Raw genomic sequence first — 17458 nt, forward strand, 5'->3', positions numbered from 1 at the left:
GTGAATCGTTAATAATAGGAGCATGAGGTGATCACATGAACATTCCGCAGATGTGCCCACGGTTTGAAAAGGCTATGGAGCTACTGAGCAAGCGTTGGACGGTGTTGATCGTATTTCAACTAACGAATGGTCCGCAACGTTTCGTCGCTATTGAGAATTCAATTCCTAATTTAAGTGGAAAGGTCCTTTCGGACCGTTTGAAAGAGCTGGAGGAAGAAGGAATCATACAACGTATGGTTTATCCTGAGAAGCCTGTACGGATTGAATACTCCCTTACGGATAAGGGACGCGATTTAGCTCCTTTATTTGACCATATCGGTACTTGGGCTACACGCTGGATTGAGGTTCTACCAGCACTTGAACAGCAATGATTCATATTGAAGCAAAGAACGCCTTTGCCCTAGGTACAATTCGTACTTATCGTGCAAGGCGTTCTATTTTTCATATGACGGAGCGTTAAAGGTCCTTCTTAGATCGCATTCAGAATTTAAACGTTTCCCTCACTGCTGCGTTGCATTTCCTCACGGATCGATTGCACCCGTTTTTTCCCCCACTCATACATCATTTCCACAATCGGTAAAATCGTCATCCCCAGCGCAGTCATCGAATACTCCACCTTTGGGGGCACTTCGGGATACACTTCCCGGTGCACAATACCGTCCTCCATCAACTCCCGCAGTTGGTTGGTCAGCACTTTATGCGACAGCTTCGGAAACAACCTTTGCAGGTCACTGAACCGGTGCGGCCCTTCCACACCCAAATGCCATAAAATAACGACCTTCCATTTCCCGCTTAGCACAGATAGCGTTAGTTCCTTTTCGCAGTTGTAGTCTCCGTTTACAATTTTCTCCCGTATTTCGTCTCTCAGCGTATCAGACATATATCAATTAACTCCTTCTAAATCATCATGATCTTGCACATTAATAGTAACCTGCAGGTAACCTCCGTACTTGAAAGTGCATTCTTCACAGCCTGACGAAGCCACCCTACAATAGTAAATAACGTTACACATTCAAGGAGGAATAGAGTATGAGTAAAAAGGCTCTTTTTATTATACCCCCAGAGCGCTTTAATGAGGATGAATTGTTTAAACCAAAGGAAGCGCTAGAGCAAGCAGGTGTTACCGTGACACTAGCCAGTACAAAAACAGGCGAAATCGTGGGTGACTACAATGGTAAAGCGACGGCTGATCTTGTTTTTACAGACGCTGTACTGGCTGACTATGATCTGGTATCTGTAATCGGCGGATCAGGAACGAATGATCATCTGTGGAATAATGCAGATCTCCAAGCTCTGCTGAAACAAGCTCATAAGCAAAAGACTTTAGTGGGCGGCATCTGTGCAGGCTCTGTGGCCGTGGCTCAAACCGGACTGCTCTCTGGCAGAACAGCTACATGCTATCCAGTGGATGTACAAAAGGATCAACTCCAAGCGCATCAAGCCGAATATGTCGCTCAGCATGTCGTTGCGCATAGCGATATTATTACAGCCGATGGCCCAGATGGAGCTCAGGAGTTTGGTAGAGCCCTCGTTCAAGCTCTGCAATAAGCACATTCTCGAAGTTCAGATGGCACTTTAAACAGCACTCCAACAAGCCGCATCACGTCCTTTCTATTGTATGGGACCTGATGTGGCTTCTTTGTGTCATTTTCATGCTTAAGTGATTAATTTAATTGTATGGTCCTGGATTTTCGTGTTAGCTTTAAAGAATCGACGTTTAGCATAGGAGGCTTATATGCCGTGTTTATGAAAGGCAAAATCCATTTACATCAGGTAACGTCCGAATCGTTGCGACTGGGCGCCTTACTATCATTAGTAGGGGGCTTTTTGGACACATATACCTTTGTTGGAAGAGGCGGTGTTTTCGCCAACGCACAGACAGGCAATATCGTGCTGCTGGCTGTCAAGGTCATTCAGGGGCACTGGATTCAGGCGTTATCCTATATCCCGCCCCTGATCGCCTTTTCACTGGGCGTTTTTGTTGCTGAAGGGATTAAACGAAAATCAACCCACCGTTTAACTCCGGACTGGACCCGCGCTATTCTTTTACTGGAAATCGCAATTTTTTTCATCGTGGGACTGATTCCGCAAGGAGTTCCCAATACGGTAGTGGTGGTGATCGTCTCGTTCGTCGCTTCCGTACAAATGACTTCCTTCCGCAAGCTCATTGATGTGCCGTACACCTCCACGGTCAGCACCGGTAATCTCCGATCAGCTACAGAGGCTATGTATGTCGCCATAACGACCAAGGACACGAACGCTGCCATTCGAGCGATGCGCTATGGTGTCATCCTGGCAGCCTTCTTGCTAGGAGCTTTGCTGGGGGGATTTCTGACTTTGACGATTGGGGATAAAGCCATTTGGGGCGCTGTTGTTGCACTTATTTTTTCTTTCATTTTATTTACAGAAGAGGAAAAGTGGAAGCTGCCGCTTCGTCACTAATCCTCCATTACATTAGCCCTGAATGAACTGCCGCTGGGCCGTTTCAAAGAAATTCAAGAGGTTCTCGCGGGACGAAAATGCTGCCTGAGCAGACTGGTTGCTACCGCCCCCCTTGCCCTGAAACGCGCCCAGATTTTCCTTTAAATACGCTCCGCAGCTAACAGATTGGGTACCGTTATGTGCCAGAATGATTTTATTTTCGGCCGTTGTGGCAAATAAAACAAGCAAATCATGCTCAGCGGTCAACTTGGCAGCCAATTGCTGCATCTCCTGAATGGATTTTTGTTCAAACACATGAGCAAGAACATGCCCTTGTACAGCAGACAGCAACTCTTTCGCCTGGTACGATGCATTTTCCTCTTGTAGGAGCTCTACTTGCGCCTTGAGCTGCTTATGCTCCTGCTCCCACTTTTCGAATCGAGTCAAAATATCCTTTCGCCCAGTATTGAACTTCGCAGATAACACGTCCAAAATCCGAACACTATCATTAAAGTCGTGGAGTGCGCGAGCACCACATTTGAAATGGATTCTCGCCATCCCTTTTTGCTTTTCCCATTTCAAGCATTTAATCATTCCAATTTCCCCGGTCTGAGCCACATGTGTACCACCGCAAGCATTATATTCAATGCCTTCGATCTCAACAATCCGAATATTTTCCGTCACTTTAGGCATTTTCACAAGCGGAATGTCCTTCAATTGCTCATGGGTTACAAAATAGCTTTTTATGCTGCGGTTATTATAGATTTGCTGATTTACTTCCTGTTCGATTGCCGATAGCTGCGCAGATGTTACTTCCGAACAGTTGACATCGATTGTGGCGTACTCTTGTCCCAAATGAAAGCTTTCTGTACGCGCACCCAACAGCTCCAGGCAAACCGCTGACAGCAAATGCTGTCCGCTATGCTGCTGCATATGATCAAATCTGCGCTCCCAATCCAATTGGCAGGCCACTTTTCCCTCGTTCGGCAAACGTTCTACCTGATGCCAAATGTCCCCATCCTCCAGAACAACATCTAATACACGGATGCCCTGAATCGTTCCTGTATCACACGGCTGACCTCCGCCATGCGGATAAAAGGCCGTTTCCTCAAGCATAACAAAAAATGCCCCGTCTCTTTCCATGCTCTGTGTAATATGAGTGTCCCACTCCGTCAAATTTGGAGCGGTGTAATATAATTTTGTCGCCATTTCAGGTCCCTCACTTTTGGGTATCTTTGTCTTGTCTCGTCCGATAATCACTTATTATCAAGCACATCATTCTAAATATCAATGTAGTGAATAGCTCATTATGAAATGATTAACCATAGGTATAAGCCCAGCAGGGTAATAAAAAGTGTAGGAATAGTTAAGACGATGCCTGTTTTGAAATAAGTGCCCCAAGAAATTTTTACGTTTTTGGAACGAAGTACATGTAGCCACAACAATGTGGCTAATGAACCGATTGGAGTTATTTTTGGTCCAAGATCCGACCCAATGACGTTAGCATAAATCAGTGCCTCTTTGACCATACTGGTTGCATGAGTGGCATTAATGGCAAGTGCATCAATCATGACCGTGGGCAAGTTATTCATACTCGACGAGATAATCGCCGCAATAAAACCCATGGCCATGGTGGCTACAAACATACCTTGATCAGCAGCCGCTTGAATCACATGGGACAGCAGATCCGTCAAACCGGCATTACGCAGACCATACACCACCACATACATCCCGATAGAGAAAAATACGATGGCCCATGGAGCTCCCTTGATGACTTCTTTCATGGGTACCACAGGGCTTCTTCTAGCCATCAGCAAGAAAAGGATGGCAATGATACCAGCCACCACCGAGACGGGAATGTCAAAAAATTCGCATGCAAAGTAGCCAACCAACAATATTGTGAGAACGACCCAGGACATACGGAACATCTTTGGATCTTTTATCGCATTTGCAGGCGTGATTAACTGTGTCGCATCAAACGTTTTAGGAATTTTTTTGCGAAAAAAGAGATACAGTACCACGATACTAGCTGCTAAGGAAAACAGATTTGGTACAATCATACGACTCGCATATTCCATAAAACTGATTCCAAAGAAATCGGCTGACACAATATTAACGAGGTTGCTGACTACAAGCGGAAGCGATGTCGTATCTGCAATAAATCCGCTCGCTATGATAAAAGGAAATACCATTTTCTCATCCAATTTCAGTGCCCGAACCATCGCCAGTACAATTGGTGTCAAAATTAAAGCCGCGCCGTCATTGGCAAAAAAGGCAGCAACTACGGCACCCAGCAGGCTCACATAGACAAACATCCGGGTTCCGCTTCCACGGGCTAGCCGTGCCATGTGAAGTGCTGCCCATTCGAAGAAACCAATTTTATCAAGGACTAATGAAATCAGTATAATGGCGACAAAAGCTAGTGTTGCATTCCAGACCATTCGAGTAACTTCCCAAACATCATGCAAATCCACTACCCCCACCAGCAAGGCGAGTATGGCACCGCCGCACGCAGACCACCCAATGGACAGATGTTTAGGCTGCCAGATGACCAATACTAAAGTGACTAAGAATATAATGCATGCCAAAAAAATCAATGTTCTAAAAACCTCCATTACATTACCTTATAAATATATACTTATATAAAAACCGTTTATCCCTTGAGAAAGATAAACGGAACAGTCTTTAGCATGAACAGGCTGAGGAATCCGGCCCACAAAATGCAATCGGCTACAAACCTAGTTGATCCAAGGTGTGACCCCTTTCGATTATATAACTAATGCTTACATACTAATAGTGCTCAATTTTAATATCAAGAACGCTCAATCCTTATTTGTTCACCAATTGCAGAATCCAATCTTTTATATCTACAATTCGCAGAGTTTTGGGCCGTGTATTCGTTCCAGAAATAATTAGTGGAACAAGGGAATCTTTTTCGTGCAGCGATCCATGGGCTCCCCCTCCGATGTGAGTAGGGGAACTTTCGCTGACGAGTTCGTATCCCGGTTGGACCGTGACGACAACATATCTTCCCTCATGCGAATTCATTGCCCCGTGTAGCCTCGCCAAAATATCTGGATATTTTCCATATTTGATCCGGTTATTATTTACCGTAATATCCACAAGGTCCTCTTCGCCCGATAATGTCCACGATTGTCCATATTCATCCATATACTTTCCACCGGGACGATAAGAAAACAATTTACCCTTTTTGCCTTTTGTAACATGAATATGGTTTGTACCATCTTTCATAGCAATAATGTCGAGCTTGTTCTCCTTTTGTAAAGACTTCACCACATCGGATAACTCTACGTTATCGTTTATTGCATAGATATAGGCCATCCGTTCATTAGCGGCAATCACGATCTGGTCATCACTTCTTACGGGTTGATTTAATTTTGCAATACGGTAATGGCTTAAAAGAGACCTTAAATCAACAGTCGCTGCCTGTCGATCATCATATACAGCGCTTTGCGCACTGTCGCCCATGACAATCCATATCGCACTGTTTACAGCCTCTTCCCACGAACCGTATGCGTTCAACACAGTTTGCAGTGCTTGGTCCGCTTTTTCAATTCCCTTTAGTTGAGTTGGACCCTTTCTATGCGCCAAATTATCATTCTCTGGGAAGTAGGCGATAGTTACATCTGGAAGTTTTTTCTGGCTGATTAAAAAAGCGGTATCCTTTGCGGAAAATTCGTTGTTCATCCCAAATTTTTTCCACACAGGAGTGTTCCAGCTATTTTTCGGATTCAATTGTGCCAGAGCTGCATAGGATAACCATTTAGGTCCTGTGACTATCATTTTTTCTGGTACTCTACTGCTATTCGCTATGAAGTCAGGCACTTTGAGGGCATGTTTCGTTCTTCCTCTAAAAACAATAGCATTGATGGACGCGGATTCTTTCCCTTTGTCAGCCAATTCCTCATGGATGGTTTTCGTTTTTTTGTTCAGGTGAACTTGGTTTAATTGGTAAATGGCATCTAAAAAAACTTGCAGTTGGTCTATCTTTATGGCTTCCTTGGCACCATTTCCGTAGAAAATCATACGTTTCCTTGAGTCGCTGTACCACACAAGTCCGGGCACATGATGTTGGTCTGCATACGTCCCCGTTAATAAGGTACTGTCGATGGTCACAGACATCGTGGGAAATGAACTCACTACATGTGGGAAATATTGCCCTTGATGAAGGAGATATTGCATTGCCGGAGCACGGCCTTCTTGAATCGCATCCTGCAAAGGCTTATCCATTAAAGAATCAATCATGATGAATATGACCGGTTTGGCCTTATTATTCACTGGGATATGGGACTTGATGCTTTGTTGATTTAGCTGTTGACTGGAGTCCGCCCTGCAACCGACGATTAGTAAACTTAAACTTAGCACTAGTACAATCGTGATTTTATACTTTATTCCCATTTGTGTATCCCTTTCTTTGAAAAACACAATTCCCTTGATTTTTTTATTTTTGCTTACACTAAAAAAAATTATTCCGAAATGAATTTTTTTAATCTAATATGCCAAATTACTTCTAGTGACTCGAATAATTAGAAAGCTGGTGAACTCCCATTAACATCCCGTTCTCACCTAGACTGTATCATTGGTTTGTCCGTCCAAAGTGGTTTACTAAAAAATATATCCATGATCATGTGCATTCCCATTTTTCCTTTGATAGCCAAACTGTACTGGATTTTGGCTGTGGTACTGGGGCAAATTGCTCCATGTTTAACCCGTTGTATTATGTTGGAATTGATCCTGACGCCCAACGAATTGATTATGCAAAGCGATTATATAGCCACCATGCATTTCAAGTATTTAATAGTAATAATTTACCATTTGATAATGAGTCGTTCGACTACATACTTATTATCGCTGTATTACACCACATTTCTTCGGATGAAATATCTAGCTACATGAAGGAATTCCAAAGAATCCTAAAGCCTAACGGAACCATTGTCATTATGGAACCATGTTTATCCAAGAAAAAACCGCTATGTAACTGGTTTATGAAATGGTACGACAACGGAGAGTATATTCGTAATGAAAAAGAATATATTCAATTGTTTAGAGATCAGGATTATGATTGTAGGGTCTTAAAACGATTCCGAAAATGTTTTTTATATCACGAGTTGTTTTTTTCAGTAAAACCAAAATCTTTAATGGGAGGGGAAAATAACAATGACTACTACAAGCATAAACGGATACTCGATGCACTATATTGATTCCGGTGAAGGAATGACCATCCTATTTATCCACCCTCCAGTACTCACAAGTTTAAATTTCACATACCAAATCCAAGGACTATCGCCCGATTTTCGAACTGTAGCTTTTGATATCAGAGGACACGGTAAAAGTCAGCCTTCCGAACAAACGGTTACTTACCCTCTCATCGCCCAGGATATTAAGCATTTGATGGATCGGTTGAGCTTAGATAAAGTATTTTTGTGTGGATATTCTACCGGTGGCTCGATAGTACTTGAATTCCTCCTGACTTATCCAGATCGGGCATGGGGAGGCATTGTTATTAGTGGAATGTCGGAAGTAAACGATTGGCGCCTAAGAAACAAAATTTCTTGGGGCACTGCTCTTTCCAAAATCGGCGCAGTCGGTACGATTGCGCTTTCGATTGCTTGGTCACAAACGAAACAGCTATCTTTGTTCCGTAAGTTATTCAACGATGCGAAGCAGAGCCATCCCGGGAATGTCGAACAATATTATCGTTACAGCTTGAAGTATAACTGTACCTCACGGCTCGGGGAAATCCATCTTCCTGTCCTGCTCGTTTATGGTGAAGAGGATAAACACTTTCATCCTTATGCCAACATATTGCATCAGCAATTACCGAAGAGTGAGCTTGTTTTCATTAAAAAAGCCGATCACCGCCTCCCTACGAAGGCCGCTGGAACATTGAATGAACTGATCAAGCAGTTCATAGATCGCTTTAGTGAAAATAACTTATAATATTTTATACAATGTAAATATACAAATTATGCTAAAGTCATATATAGTTTTGGTTGGATAGGTATGTAAGTTCTGCTTCTAAATCTAAAGGGGTGTAAAAATGAAATGCTAAAGCGTATTCAAAATCTTTTCTTTATCCCTAACTACCCGCTATTTATGATCTGTATGTTATTGCAAGGTATGGCTATTTCTATAAGCGCACCTTTTTTAGCTGTATATTTTACAAGTACACTTGGCGTATCTGTGGGAACCTTTGGTGTGTTTACAGCAGTAACTTTGATTTGTGGTATATGGATAAGCTCCCTTATTGCCAAACGCTCCGATACCGGATTAGATCGCAAACAAATTTTAGTGATTTGTACGTTATTTAATGCTGTAGCCTTTGCTGGATATCTTGTAATCCAAAATTTTTATGTACTTTTTATTTATATGACTGTCTTTACGGCAATTGGCGCCCCTGGGATGCCGCAGTTATTTGCCAGTGCACGTGAAGCGGTAGATCGCAGTAAATCTGCGGATCATGCCTTCGCGAATTCAACGCTTCGTTCTATGTTTTCTCTTGGCTTTATTACCGGGCCGCTCTTTGGTTCCTTCTTGATTGCACATACGGGCTTTAAAGGTATTTTTGTCGGTACGACCTCTATTTTTGTACTTATTGCCGTTCTTCTATTCTTTTTTATCAAGCAGCCTCCTGTTCAAGCTAAAAATAAGGATCAACTTTCACTTCATCACATTACATTACATAAAAATATTAAAATTCTGATTCCTTTTCTAGTTCTTACTCTGCTTTATACGTCTCACTGGATGAATAGTTTGAACATTTCCTTGTTCATCATCCACAATTTAAAAGGTGACACGAATGACGTTGCCCTAGTATCCAGTATTTGCGCAATCTTAGAGATACCCTTGATGCTCATGCTGGGCGTACTAGCGGCCAAATACTCCAACCGTTTGCTTATATTTTTAGGGGCTCTAACAGGCGTTGTCTATTATCTCCTCGTCCTTATGTCTACGGAGATGTGGCAGCTATTCGTGGGACAGCTTCTTCTAGCCTTCTTTGTTGCAGTGATATCAGCCATTGGTATCAGCTACATGCAGGATTTATTGCCATCTCTGCCCGGATATGCCTCGACACTGTATTCCAATGCGACAACAATCGGAAGACTGGCGGGGAGCTTGATGGGCGGATTGTTCGCTCAATGGATGGGTTATCGAAACTCCTATTGGGTATGCTTATTCCTGATCCTCTGTTGCCTTGGTCTGCTCGCGATTTCAAAAAAATTAGAGTTTCACAACTCGGCTGCTCTACAAGAAAGAAATCACAGTCTATAGGACAGCACCAATACAAAAAGCAGCACGTAATCTGGACGAGAACCTGAAGTCCGTTTACGTGCTGCTTTGTTATGCTATCATGCCATGCATGGTCCAGATTGGTTACATCAATAAGCCTCCGCACACGCACCCTATTTTTCTCGCATCCTATTTTCTTATAGTAGAGAAACGACTCATAATTGCATCAGCCGCATACGTATAGCCGCCAGCCTGACGTAGTGATTGGCCAATTACATGCGCCTGTTGTTTATAGATGGCTTGATTTAAAACCTCTACCAAAGCAGCTTTTAAGATAGCGGCTGTAAGCTCATTTTTATTCACAGCAATACCCGCTCCCAGCTCTTGTACCCGATTGGCCACGATCGGTTGATCCGATGTCATGGGAACCAGAACCATTGGCACGTTGTAATACAAGGCTTCGCTTGCACTGTTCATTCCCCCATGTGTAATAAAGGCATCTACACGCTGAAGCATTTCCAGCTGCGGAATATAGGGCTTGATCATAAAATTGTCCGGGATATTGTCTGCCAATAACTCCATCTCCGCATATTGGCCTGATGAAAGTACAAATTGCACAGGCAAATCGCGAAATGCTTCAAAGCAAAGCTTGTAAAACTCCAAATCTCTATTAAGAATAGTTCCCAATGATATATAAACAACCTGCGGATACAAAGCACGAAGCTGTTCGAACGGAAAAGAGGGTGCATCTTTACGAGGTACAATAGATGGACCTGCAAAAATATAACTATCATCCAGCTTTTCAGCTTGCGGTTGAAAATAACGGCTTGTATACACGACCTTTAGGATGTGGGAATGTGAATCGAGTTCATCAATAGCGGGGACGGAAACCTGAAACTCCTCAGCTAATTGATGTACTACTTTCATGGTGTCATCATAAAGCTCTCTCACTTTTATGTTATTATCATCCCAGCCTTGATCAGATCCCAGAGGCTCTACGAAAGCAAACGAACAGATCGTGCATACCGCAGGTATTCCCAGCCTCTCTGCTATAATTTTGCCTCCCCAACCCATCAAATAGTCATAAATTAAATAATCATACTCCTTATTTTCAATTTCTTTCATAACCTTTGGAATAATCGGTTGAATCAAACCTTTAACGATCATATTCACGAATTGATAATGATGTTTATATTCAGCCGGCTTTAATACAGGATTGTGAATAAATGCATCCGCACTAAATGGATAGGTGATCAGGTTTGCTCCCGTTTGTTGAATTCTCGTACCAAATTCCTCTGAACACACATAATCCACTTCTTCACCTCTGTCAACCAGCTGCTTCACTAATCCTAAGGACGGATTAACATGGCCTTCAGCAGGCGTGATCATAACCAACACACGTGCCATCCTACACCTCCAACATAATAATATGTTCAACTAAAAATAATTGTAGGTTTTTTCATGATGATTACGAACAAGATGTACATTAGCCTCGAGTTTATTACCACCTGTTATGCGTCTAAAAATACATCTCCTCTTCAATATATAAAATATTTACCATAAAAACAAATAGTTTCAATTTTAGATTATGTATGTACCACATCCAAGTTTGCTCACAAACACGACAGAAGCGGAGGAAACGCTTGAAGCGCATCCCCCGCTTATCTATTGAACATCAAATTTATAGACGCCAATTCCAATGATCTGTCCCGCTCAGAACAGCTTCAACAGTGTACTGGTTTGCTTCGTCAGCTGTAAGCTGTTTGGCCCAAGGTACACGCCCGCTACTTCCTGCACCTGGCCCAAAGTTGTCGAACTCTCCAAATCTTGCGGTCTGCTCATTGGATTCCTTACCCCAATTGTTCCAACCACCCGGCTTGATATGGTCATCCATATAGGTCTTCAAAAAAGTAACATGAGCGTAAGGACGCCATGGTCGCCCAAGATCCACCTTGCCTGTCAAGCCAGCTTCGGTTGTCAAACGACACTGAGTAAATACAAAACCTGGCTGGTTCTCTTCTGTTGAAGCTGCGGTTACGTATCCGGCACGCAGGCTGTGTATGATCGAATTATCAAACACAGCAGGTGCATTGCCAAATATAAAATCCACACTGCCACTGATGTAGCTGTCCTTAAAATACTGTCTGCCACGGTTTACGAGCAAAGTATCCTGTAGGCCGGTAATTTTGACATTATGATACTTGCCACGATCACCTTCGGCATATAACGCTACAGCCTGCACCTGCCCGGTCCCTTCTGTGTTGGCGACCGTCACATTTTCCATCACAAAATCAGGACTTTGCACACGCATGGTATAGCTGTTGCTCGTTCCTAATTCTTTCCCGTCCACTATGGTCTTGGCTGTATCATCAAAAGCAATGATCGTTTTGTCCCGATCTTCTCCGATAATGCTCAGATTTTTTTTGGAGGAATTCACCTTTATTTTTTCACGGTAGGTACCGTTTTTGAGATGGATAATAGTCCTTGTGTTGCTGTTGTCAGGGACTGCATCAATAGCTGCCTGGAGAGATGTATAGTCAGCAGGGCCATAGGTCGATACAACCACACTAGTGGGAGAGGTTCCTCCTGAGTCTGTTAGCTTGCGGACCTTAACATTGCTGAATTCCGACGTATTGTAATTCCATACATCGTTTTGTTGTTTGGATGCATCGGTAGCTAGCCCGAACAGTAAGGGTTGATTCTCTGGAAAGTCCACGACTGCTTCACCCACTTTCTCCCAATTTGTTAGACCATCGGCGGATATCCATCCGGTCAGCTTTTGCCCTTGTCTCACCAGACGAACCGAATATGGCGTTGTAATAAATGTTTCCATTGACGCGCGCTTGGTTTTACCATCTGTTTGATCACGACTAATAAGAGTCCCCTGTTTACCATATTTAACAAATGCTAAAGACATAAAGGCCATTTTTGATCCAGGCTTCAGTGATTCACGGATCATTACACCTGCTTCGGCATTATCGTCCACAGGAGTAATCTTCTCCACACGGGCTGTAATTTCACCGTCTCCCTCCCATTTCTGATAAGCATAATGGAAAAGATCAGCCTGACCGTCAATGTCTCCCGCCGATTTCAGTCGTATGCTGCTGCCGTTTGCATCTTCTTTTAATACCTGAGTATGCCCTTTGATATAGCCATCGTTGCCCTCAGAGCCAACCTCTTCGCTGAGCCAGCTTCCCGTTGCTACAGTCGTGTTGACGTGGATGGTAACAGGATTGGAAAATGTAGCAGTTCCCTTGCGGTCTGTCACCCGTGCAATAATGTAATGGGTGCCGTCCGTCACATGATTCCAACTGATTTGATAAGGCGCATTCTCTACTTTTCCAGCAAGTTTGCCGTCAATGATAAATTCAACGTGGGCAATGCCATCTTGGTCCTTGGCCGTTACAGTTATGGTCGCATCACGTCCGGCTTCCAAAATATCGTTATGCTTCAGCGAACGTCCGCCTTCATCCGACACCTGAACGACGGCCTCCGGATTATCTACCTCACTTCCATTGGACAGCTTCTCAATGAGATCATTTAAATAGACTTCCAGATTCGTATAGCCCTTGGCAAAATGAGCATACTCGCCTGTGCCGGCAAGCTCCTGACCGTTGCGGTCGTCTGCATTTTTGGGGTCCAGCCCATGTGCACGTTCCCATTCATCCGGCATGCCATCATGATCACTGTCAGTAAGCTCCGTGTTGGTTACGCTATAATCATCGTAAATCCATCCTGCCTCACGCGGGGAGTTGATAAACGCACCCGTTCCATTCTTCACATCATTCATAATGCGGGCGTCCACCGCATCTCTTCTTGGCAGCGTGGCTCCTGAACCAGCAAGCACCTCAGTGTATGCGGTCTGTGCATCTGTCGCTTGATATGGACCATACGCATCCGGTGAAATCCCGTTGTCGTATTCCCCTCTGACTTCAATCGGTTCTGCCAAACGAGTGGAAGGGTCAATAATCGATCCAATGGATGTTCCAAGCTGCCAGTTGTCCTTAGTAACCGATTCGTTGCCGTACATGTAGTTGCCACCAATAAACATGCGTGTTTTATATTTTTTACTTCCCACGTCTACAAAGATTTGACCGCGAACGTCCTTATATGTGTTGGGGCCATACTTATAATAGTTATTCAGCACATTATACGATCCTTCACCACCACCGTATGAAGAGAAAAATCCCCAGTTATAAATGACATTATTGGTCATTTCCACAGCGTCGATTTGTTTTTTATCGGTTGGGAAACGCGGGTTGCGGCTTGCATTGTGTGCCAACAAGTTATGATGATAGGTGGAATTTCGACCACCCCATATGCCGCCATAGCCGTGGCGACCTTTTTGGTGCGTGGTCATTAGCATACTTTCGGACGCAATGGACCATTGTACCGTCGTATTTACGTTATCGTACAGACTCAGCACCTCATCCACAGACCAGCTAAAGGAACAGTGATCAATCATAATGTTTTTATGATATCTGGATCCTAATGCGTCATCCTCGCTGGGGTAACGGTCGGTTAATCGAAAACGCAGGTAACGGAGAATGACGTTATCTGCATCAATCCCTGTCGTGTAATCGCTTACAGTTATACCATCGCCAGGAGCTGTCTGACCCGCAAGCGTCAGGTTGTTGCCCAGGATTTTAAGTGGCTCCTTAAGATGAATGGTTCCGCCCACCCGGAATACGACCGTCCGATTATCGGAGCTGACCGCTGCACGAAGAGATCCGGGGATCATCTGCTCACCTTTGCCGTAATCCTCCAGCGTGGTAACTTCGTAAACTTCACCTCCGCGTCCACCGGTAACATATTTACCGCCACCTTCAGCCCCCGGAAACGCCGGAATATTCGTCGCTATTTTTTCGACTTTTGCCATCTCTGTCCCGACCGCAGTCTCTGCTTGAATCAGTGGTGGGCACAAGGTCAACAACAATGAACCCACAACCACATTACATAGCACCTTTCTCCATGTACGCTGCTTGCTCATATTCTGTTTCCTCCCTAAGATTTTCTTTCACACCAGCGCATACTTTTATAAAAGAATGATCCGAGACGTTCAGAAGTGTTTTCACCTCCTTTCATCAATCTTTTCTGCTTTTACCGTTGGCAGGTGTCATATATACTATGGATATATGAATGCGCTTACTTATCTTAATTTGCAAAGGAAGAAGCACATGAATGAAATGAAGGAAGACAAATATGTCATCGGAGAACAACAATTCTCCATTCATCACATCTACCGTACCGGCTTCACAGTTATGCCCAGACCTCATGTTCATGAGAACTATGAGCTGTATTTTTTGCTGCAGGGCGAACGCATCTACTTTATGAACGGCAAGGTATACACCGCTCGCAAGGGCGATCTGATATTCATCCTCCCCCATGACTTGCACTCTACCGCCAGCACGCAATTGGAGGAAACAGAACGCATTTTGATTCATTTTTCTCCGACGTTTCTCCCACTGCAGGATCGTGACATTCTGGATCTACCGCCGTATCAGCAATCCGCGTTGCTTCGCTTACCGGCTAGAGAACAAGTCGAAGTTGAACGACTGTTCCTGCAAATGAATAGCGAATGTAGGAACAAGCAGCCTCTGCATGACCGTTGTGTACAGCATTTGCTGCTGGAAATGCTTATCCTGGTACACCGATCGGAAGCAGCCGAGCGTAGTGAACTTATTTCATCTCATCCCATGCATCAGAAAATCACAGAAATTTCGTCTTTTATTCAGGATCATTTCAATGAGCCGTTAACTCTCGAACAAGTGGCCGCCTGCTTTTTTATTAGTCCAGCTTACCTAAGCCGCATCTTTCTAAAATTGACTGGCTTTCATTTCAGCGAATACATCCGCGTCGTGAGGGTTAGGGCCGCTCAAACCAGACTGCGAACCACCAAAGACAAAATCCAGAGCATTGCGGAGGATGTCGGCTTCGGTCATGCCTCCCATTTTAATAAAATCTTTAAAAAAATAACCGGGCTCTCCCCTCTTCAATACCGTAAACAGGTTCGATAGGTATTCAGTGTAAATAATTAGGCGCTAATTTTATACATTCGCTCTTGTCTTGTTTTTCCATTTTTATATCTGCTTGCTCTTTCATGGAACTAAAGACGAGCCGCCTGGATTAGGTAATTTACACGACAAAAAAGCCATACTTCGCTGCAATGTGTGCAACGAGGTATGGCCTATTCCATCATTCATTTTACCTCTTCAAGATGATACTCATCGTTTATCCGTGACCTTTATTGTAATGCTTTGATATCCTGAAGCAGCATTTCAATATTTTCTTTCTTTGTGGCCCAACTGGTGCAGAATCGAACAGCAGTATGTGTATCATCAACCTTTTCCCAAAAGGAGTAAGTATATTTTTCACTCAACGCCTGTAATATACGATCCGATATAATCGGAAACTGCTGATTGGTTGTAGAATGATATAGGAAAGAAAATCCTTGCTCGGATAATCCTTTTTGCAGCAACATGGCCATATCTATGGCGTGTTTGGAAATCTCAAAGTATAAACCGTCCTCAAACAGCGTTTCAAACTGAATGCCCAGCATTCTGCCCTTAGCCAGCAGTCCTCCTTTTTGCTTGATCATATATCTAAAGTCTTTTTTCAAAGCATCATTTAGGATAACGACGGCTTCTCCCATCATTGCTCCAATTTTAGTGCCGCCAATATAAAACACATCGCACAGCTTTGCTATATCTGCTAATGATACATCGCTATCCTCTGCAACCAAACCATAGCCTAAGCGGGCTCCATCTATAAACAGCGGTAAACCATATTCACGACAGACTTTACTTAACACTTCCAGCTCCGATCGGCTATAGATCGTTCCATTCTCGGTCGGTTGAGAAATATAAACCATCCCGGGTTGTACACAGTGCTCAGGTGCAGAATCACTCCAGTGAGCGTCGTATAGTTCCTTTACCTGCTCACCCCGGATTTTCCCATCCTCGCTTGGCAAGGTCAGTACTTTATGTCCAATAGCCTCAATTGCTCCGGTCTCATGCACAGCAATATGTCCAGAAGTTGCCGCAATCACACCTTGATGCGGACGCAAAATCGAAGAAATGACCGTTGTATTGGTCTGTGTACCTCCAACCAAAAAGTGTACATCCACATTTTCGGAGTCACACGCCTTTTTAATATAAGCTCTGGCTTTTTCACAATGATCGTCCATACCATAGCCTGGCGTTTGTTCCTCATTCGTTTCCAGTAGTCGCTGTAATATACGTTCATGGGCACCTTCGGTATAGTCGCATTCAAATCGTATCATTCTGTATCCTCTCCGAAATATCCAATTTCTTCTGAATTAACAACATAGAAGCATGTAATTCTTCAATCTCTATTTCTGAAAGTCCTTGAACTAATCTTAGAATTTGCTCATCAGACCTTTCATTCAATTGGTTGTAGAACGTTTTTCCTTTAGGTGTCAGACGAATTAGATTTGTTCTATTATCCACCGTTGAATTTTCCTTAACAAGAAAGCCCTCTTTGCAAAATTTAGCAATGATCCTGCTCATATAGCTGCGATCAATTTTAAGAGATTCGACCAGCGTATTCGCAATACATGGCTCGATCAACCCGATCTCTATAATGACACGTGCCTCGGTAAAGGAATATCCGCTATCCAGCACATGTCTATCTAAAACACCAAGTAAATTCGTATAGAACCGATTAAAACGCCTCATATCCGCTATGATATTAGCATCTATATTGACCATAACTCCCCCTATTTAGTGGACTTTTGCAACAATTATAGTAATGATATTTGTTGACT

General features: G+C 43.5%; 15 protein-coding genes. 7 read left to right on the forward strand and 8 right to left on the reverse strand.

Features of this window, described 5'->3' with window-relative positions:
* The first annotated feature begins 35 nt into the window (after positions 1-35).
* Complete coding sequence (locus EGM68_RS22140) at positions 36-371, forward strand: winged helix-turn-helix transcriptional regulator (RefSeq protein WP_013312049.1); 336 nt, start codon at positions 36-38, stop codon at positions 369-371.
* A gap of 116 nt (positions 372-487) precedes the next feature.
* Here EGM68_RS22140 and EGM68_RS22145 read toward each other — a convergent pair whose 3' ends face one another.
* Positions 488-880 carry a winged helix-turn-helix transcriptional regulator gene (locus EGM68_RS22145; protein ID WP_013373187.1) on the reverse strand — a complete coding sequence of 131 codons (393 nt, stop codon included), beginning with the start codon at positions 878-880 and terminating at the stop codon, positions 488-490.
* 149 nt (positions 881-1029) lie between these two features.
* Here EGM68_RS22145 and EGM68_RS22150 point away from each other — a divergent pair, with 149 nt between their 5' ends.
* Positions 1030-1548 (forward strand): DJ-1/PfpI family protein, encoded by a 519-nt coding sequence (locus EGM68_RS22150; protein ID WP_129550019.1) that lies wholly within the window; start codon positions 1030-1032, stop codon positions 1546-1548.
* A 192-nt stretch (positions 1549-1740) separates the two neighbouring features.
* The gene (locus EGM68_RS22155; protein ID WP_040102818.1) at positions 1741-2442 is read left to right on the forward strand and encodes a YoaK family protein; all 702 of its coding nucleotides are present in this window, start codon (positions 1741-1743) and stop codon (positions 2440-2442) included.
* A 12-nt stretch (positions 2443-2454) separates the two neighbouring features.
* Here EGM68_RS22155 and EGM68_RS22160 read toward each other — a convergent pair whose 3' ends face one another.
* The 3 genes from EGM68_RS22160 to EGM68_RS22170 all read right to left on the reverse strand — a co-directional run bounded on the left by EGM68_RS22160 (position 2455) and on the right by EGM68_RS22170 (position 6840).
* Entirely contained in the window at positions 2455-3630 is a 1176-nt protein-coding gene (locus EGM68_RS22160; protein WP_129550020.1) for an alanyl-tRNA editing protein, read from the reverse strand.
* Positions 3631-3728: 98 nt separating this feature from the next.
* The gene (locus EGM68_RS22165; RefSeq protein WP_043886059.1) at positions 3729-5018 is read right to left on the reverse strand and encodes an arsenical efflux pump membrane protein ArsB; all 1290 of its coding nucleotides are present in this window, start codon (positions 5016-5018) and stop codon (positions 3729-3731) included.
* A 232-nt stretch (positions 5019-5250) separates the two neighbouring features.
* Positions 5251-6840 (reverse strand): alkaline phosphatase family protein, encoded by a 1590-nt coding sequence (locus EGM68_RS22170; RefSeq protein ID WP_129550362.1) that lies wholly within the window; start codon positions 6838-6840, stop codon positions 5251-5253.
* 173 nt (positions 6841-7013) lie between these two features.
* Between EGM68_RS22170 and EGM68_RS22175 the strand changes: the two genes are divergently transcribed.
* From EGM68_RS22175 to EGM68_RS22185, 3 genes are all read left to right on the forward strand, one after another.
* Entirely contained in the window at positions 7014-7643 is a 630-nt protein-coding gene (locus EGM68_RS22175) for a class I SAM-dependent methyltransferase (protein WP_080567883.1), read from the forward strand.
* Positions 7600-8382 (forward strand): alpha/beta fold hydrolase, encoded by a 783-nt coding sequence (locus EGM68_RS22180; RefSeq protein WP_013373197.1) that lies wholly within the window; start codon positions 7600-7602, stop codon positions 8380-8382. The genes EGM68_RS22175 and EGM68_RS22180 overlap by 44 nt, the downstream gene beginning before the upstream one ends.
* A gap of 105 nt (positions 8383-8487) precedes the next feature.
* A complete protein-coding gene (locus EGM68_RS22185; RefSeq protein WP_025674666.1) occupies positions 8488-9714 on the forward strand; it encodes a sugar efflux transporter in 1227 nt (408 codons plus the stop codon).
* Positions 9715-9861: 147 nt separating this feature from the next.
* On the opposite strand, the gene EGM68_RS22190 is transcribed toward EGM68_RS22185, so the two are convergent.
* Together EGM68_RS22190 and EGM68_RS22195 are read right to left on the reverse strand one after the other, a co-directional pair.
* A complete protein-coding gene (locus tag EGM68_RS22190; RefSeq protein ID WP_129550021.1) occupies positions 9862-11079 on the reverse strand; it encodes a macrolide family glycosyltransferase in 1218 nt (405 codons plus the stop codon).
* Positions 11080-11353: 274 nt separating this feature from the next.
* A complete protein-coding gene (locus EGM68_RS22195; protein ID WP_129550022.1) occupies positions 11354-14662 on the reverse strand; it encodes a pectinesterase family protein in 3309 nt (1102 codons plus the stop codon).
* Between the two features lie 187 nt (positions 14663-14849).
* On the opposite strand from EGM68_RS22195, the gene EGM68_RS22200 reads away from it, so the two are divergent.
* The gene (locus tag EGM68_RS22200) at positions 14850-15689 is read left to right on the forward strand and encodes a helix-turn-helix transcriptional regulator (protein WP_025674664.1); all 840 of its coding nucleotides are present in this window, start codon (positions 14850-14852) and stop codon (positions 15687-15689) included.
* Between the two features lie 227 nt (positions 15690-15916).
* Here EGM68_RS22200 and EGM68_RS22205 read toward each other — a convergent pair whose 3' ends face one another.
* Both EGM68_RS22205 and EGM68_RS22210 read right to left on the reverse strand, forming a co-directional pair.
* Positions 15917-16954 (reverse strand): threonine aldolase family protein, encoded by a 1038-nt coding sequence (locus EGM68_RS22205; RefSeq protein WP_129550023.1) that lies wholly within the window; start codon positions 16952-16954, stop codon positions 15917-15919.
* Positions 16941-17402, reverse strand: coding sequence for a MarR family winged helix-turn-helix transcriptional regulator (locus EGM68_RS22210; RefSeq protein ID WP_013373204.1), 462 nt, complete (start codon positions 17400-17402; stop codon positions 16941-16943). Before EGM68_RS22210 ends, EGM68_RS22205 begins: the two co-directional genes overlap by 14 nt.
* Between the last annotated feature and the right edge of the window lie 56 nt (positions 17403-17458).

This window comes from Paenibacillus sp. M-152 (assembly GCF_003856555.1).
Classification (GTDB): Bacteria; Bacillota; Bacilli; order Paenibacillales; family Paenibacillaceae; genus Paenibacillus; species Paenibacillus polymyxa_C.

Coding starts and splice junctions, on each gene's coding strand:
- EGM68_RS22140 (WP_013312049.1), top strand. CDS start 36: ATGAACATTCCGCAGATGTGCCCACGGTTTGAAAAGGCTATGGAGCTA.
- EGM68_RS22160 (WP_129550020.1), bottom strand. CDS start 3,630: ATGGCGACAAAATTATATTACACCGCTCCAAATTTGACGGAGTGGGAC.
- EGM68_RS22150 (WP_129550019.1), top strand. CDS start 1,030: ATGAGTAAAAAGGCTCTTTTTATTATACCCCCAGAGCGCTTTAATGAG.
- EGM68_RS22185 (WP_025674666.1), top strand. CDS start 8,488: ATGCTAAAGCGTATTCAAAATCTTTTCTTTATCCCTAACTACCCGCTA.
- EGM68_RS22170 (WP_129550362.1), bottom strand. CDS start 6,840: ATGGGAATAAAGTATAAAATCACGATTGTACTAGTGCTAAGTTTAAGT.
- EGM68_RS22195 (WP_129550022.1), bottom strand. CDS start 14,662: ATGAGCAAGCAGCGTACATGGAGAAAGGTGCTATGTAATGTGGTTGTG.
- EGM68_RS22205 (WP_129550023.1), bottom strand. CDS start 16,954: ATGATACGATTTGAATGCGACTATACCGAAGGTGCCCATGAACGTATA.
- EGM68_RS22145 (WP_013373187.1), bottom strand. CDS start 880: ATGTCTGATACGCTGAGAGACGAAATACGGGAGAAAATTGTAAACGGA.
- EGM68_RS22200 (WP_025674664.1), top strand. CDS start 14,850: ATGAATGAAATGAAGGAAGACAAATATGTCATCGGAGAACAACAATTC.
- EGM68_RS22210 (WP_013373204.1), bottom strand. CDS start 17,402: ATGGTCAATATAGATGCTAATATCATAGCGGATATGAGGCGTTTTAAT.
- EGM68_RS22190 (WP_129550021.1), bottom strand. CDS start 11,079: ATGGCACGTGTGTTGGTTATGATCACGCCTGCTGAAGGCCATGTTAAT.
- EGM68_RS22180 (WP_013373197.1), top strand. CDS start 7,600: ATGACTACTACAAGCATAAACGGATACTCGATGCACTATATTGATTCC.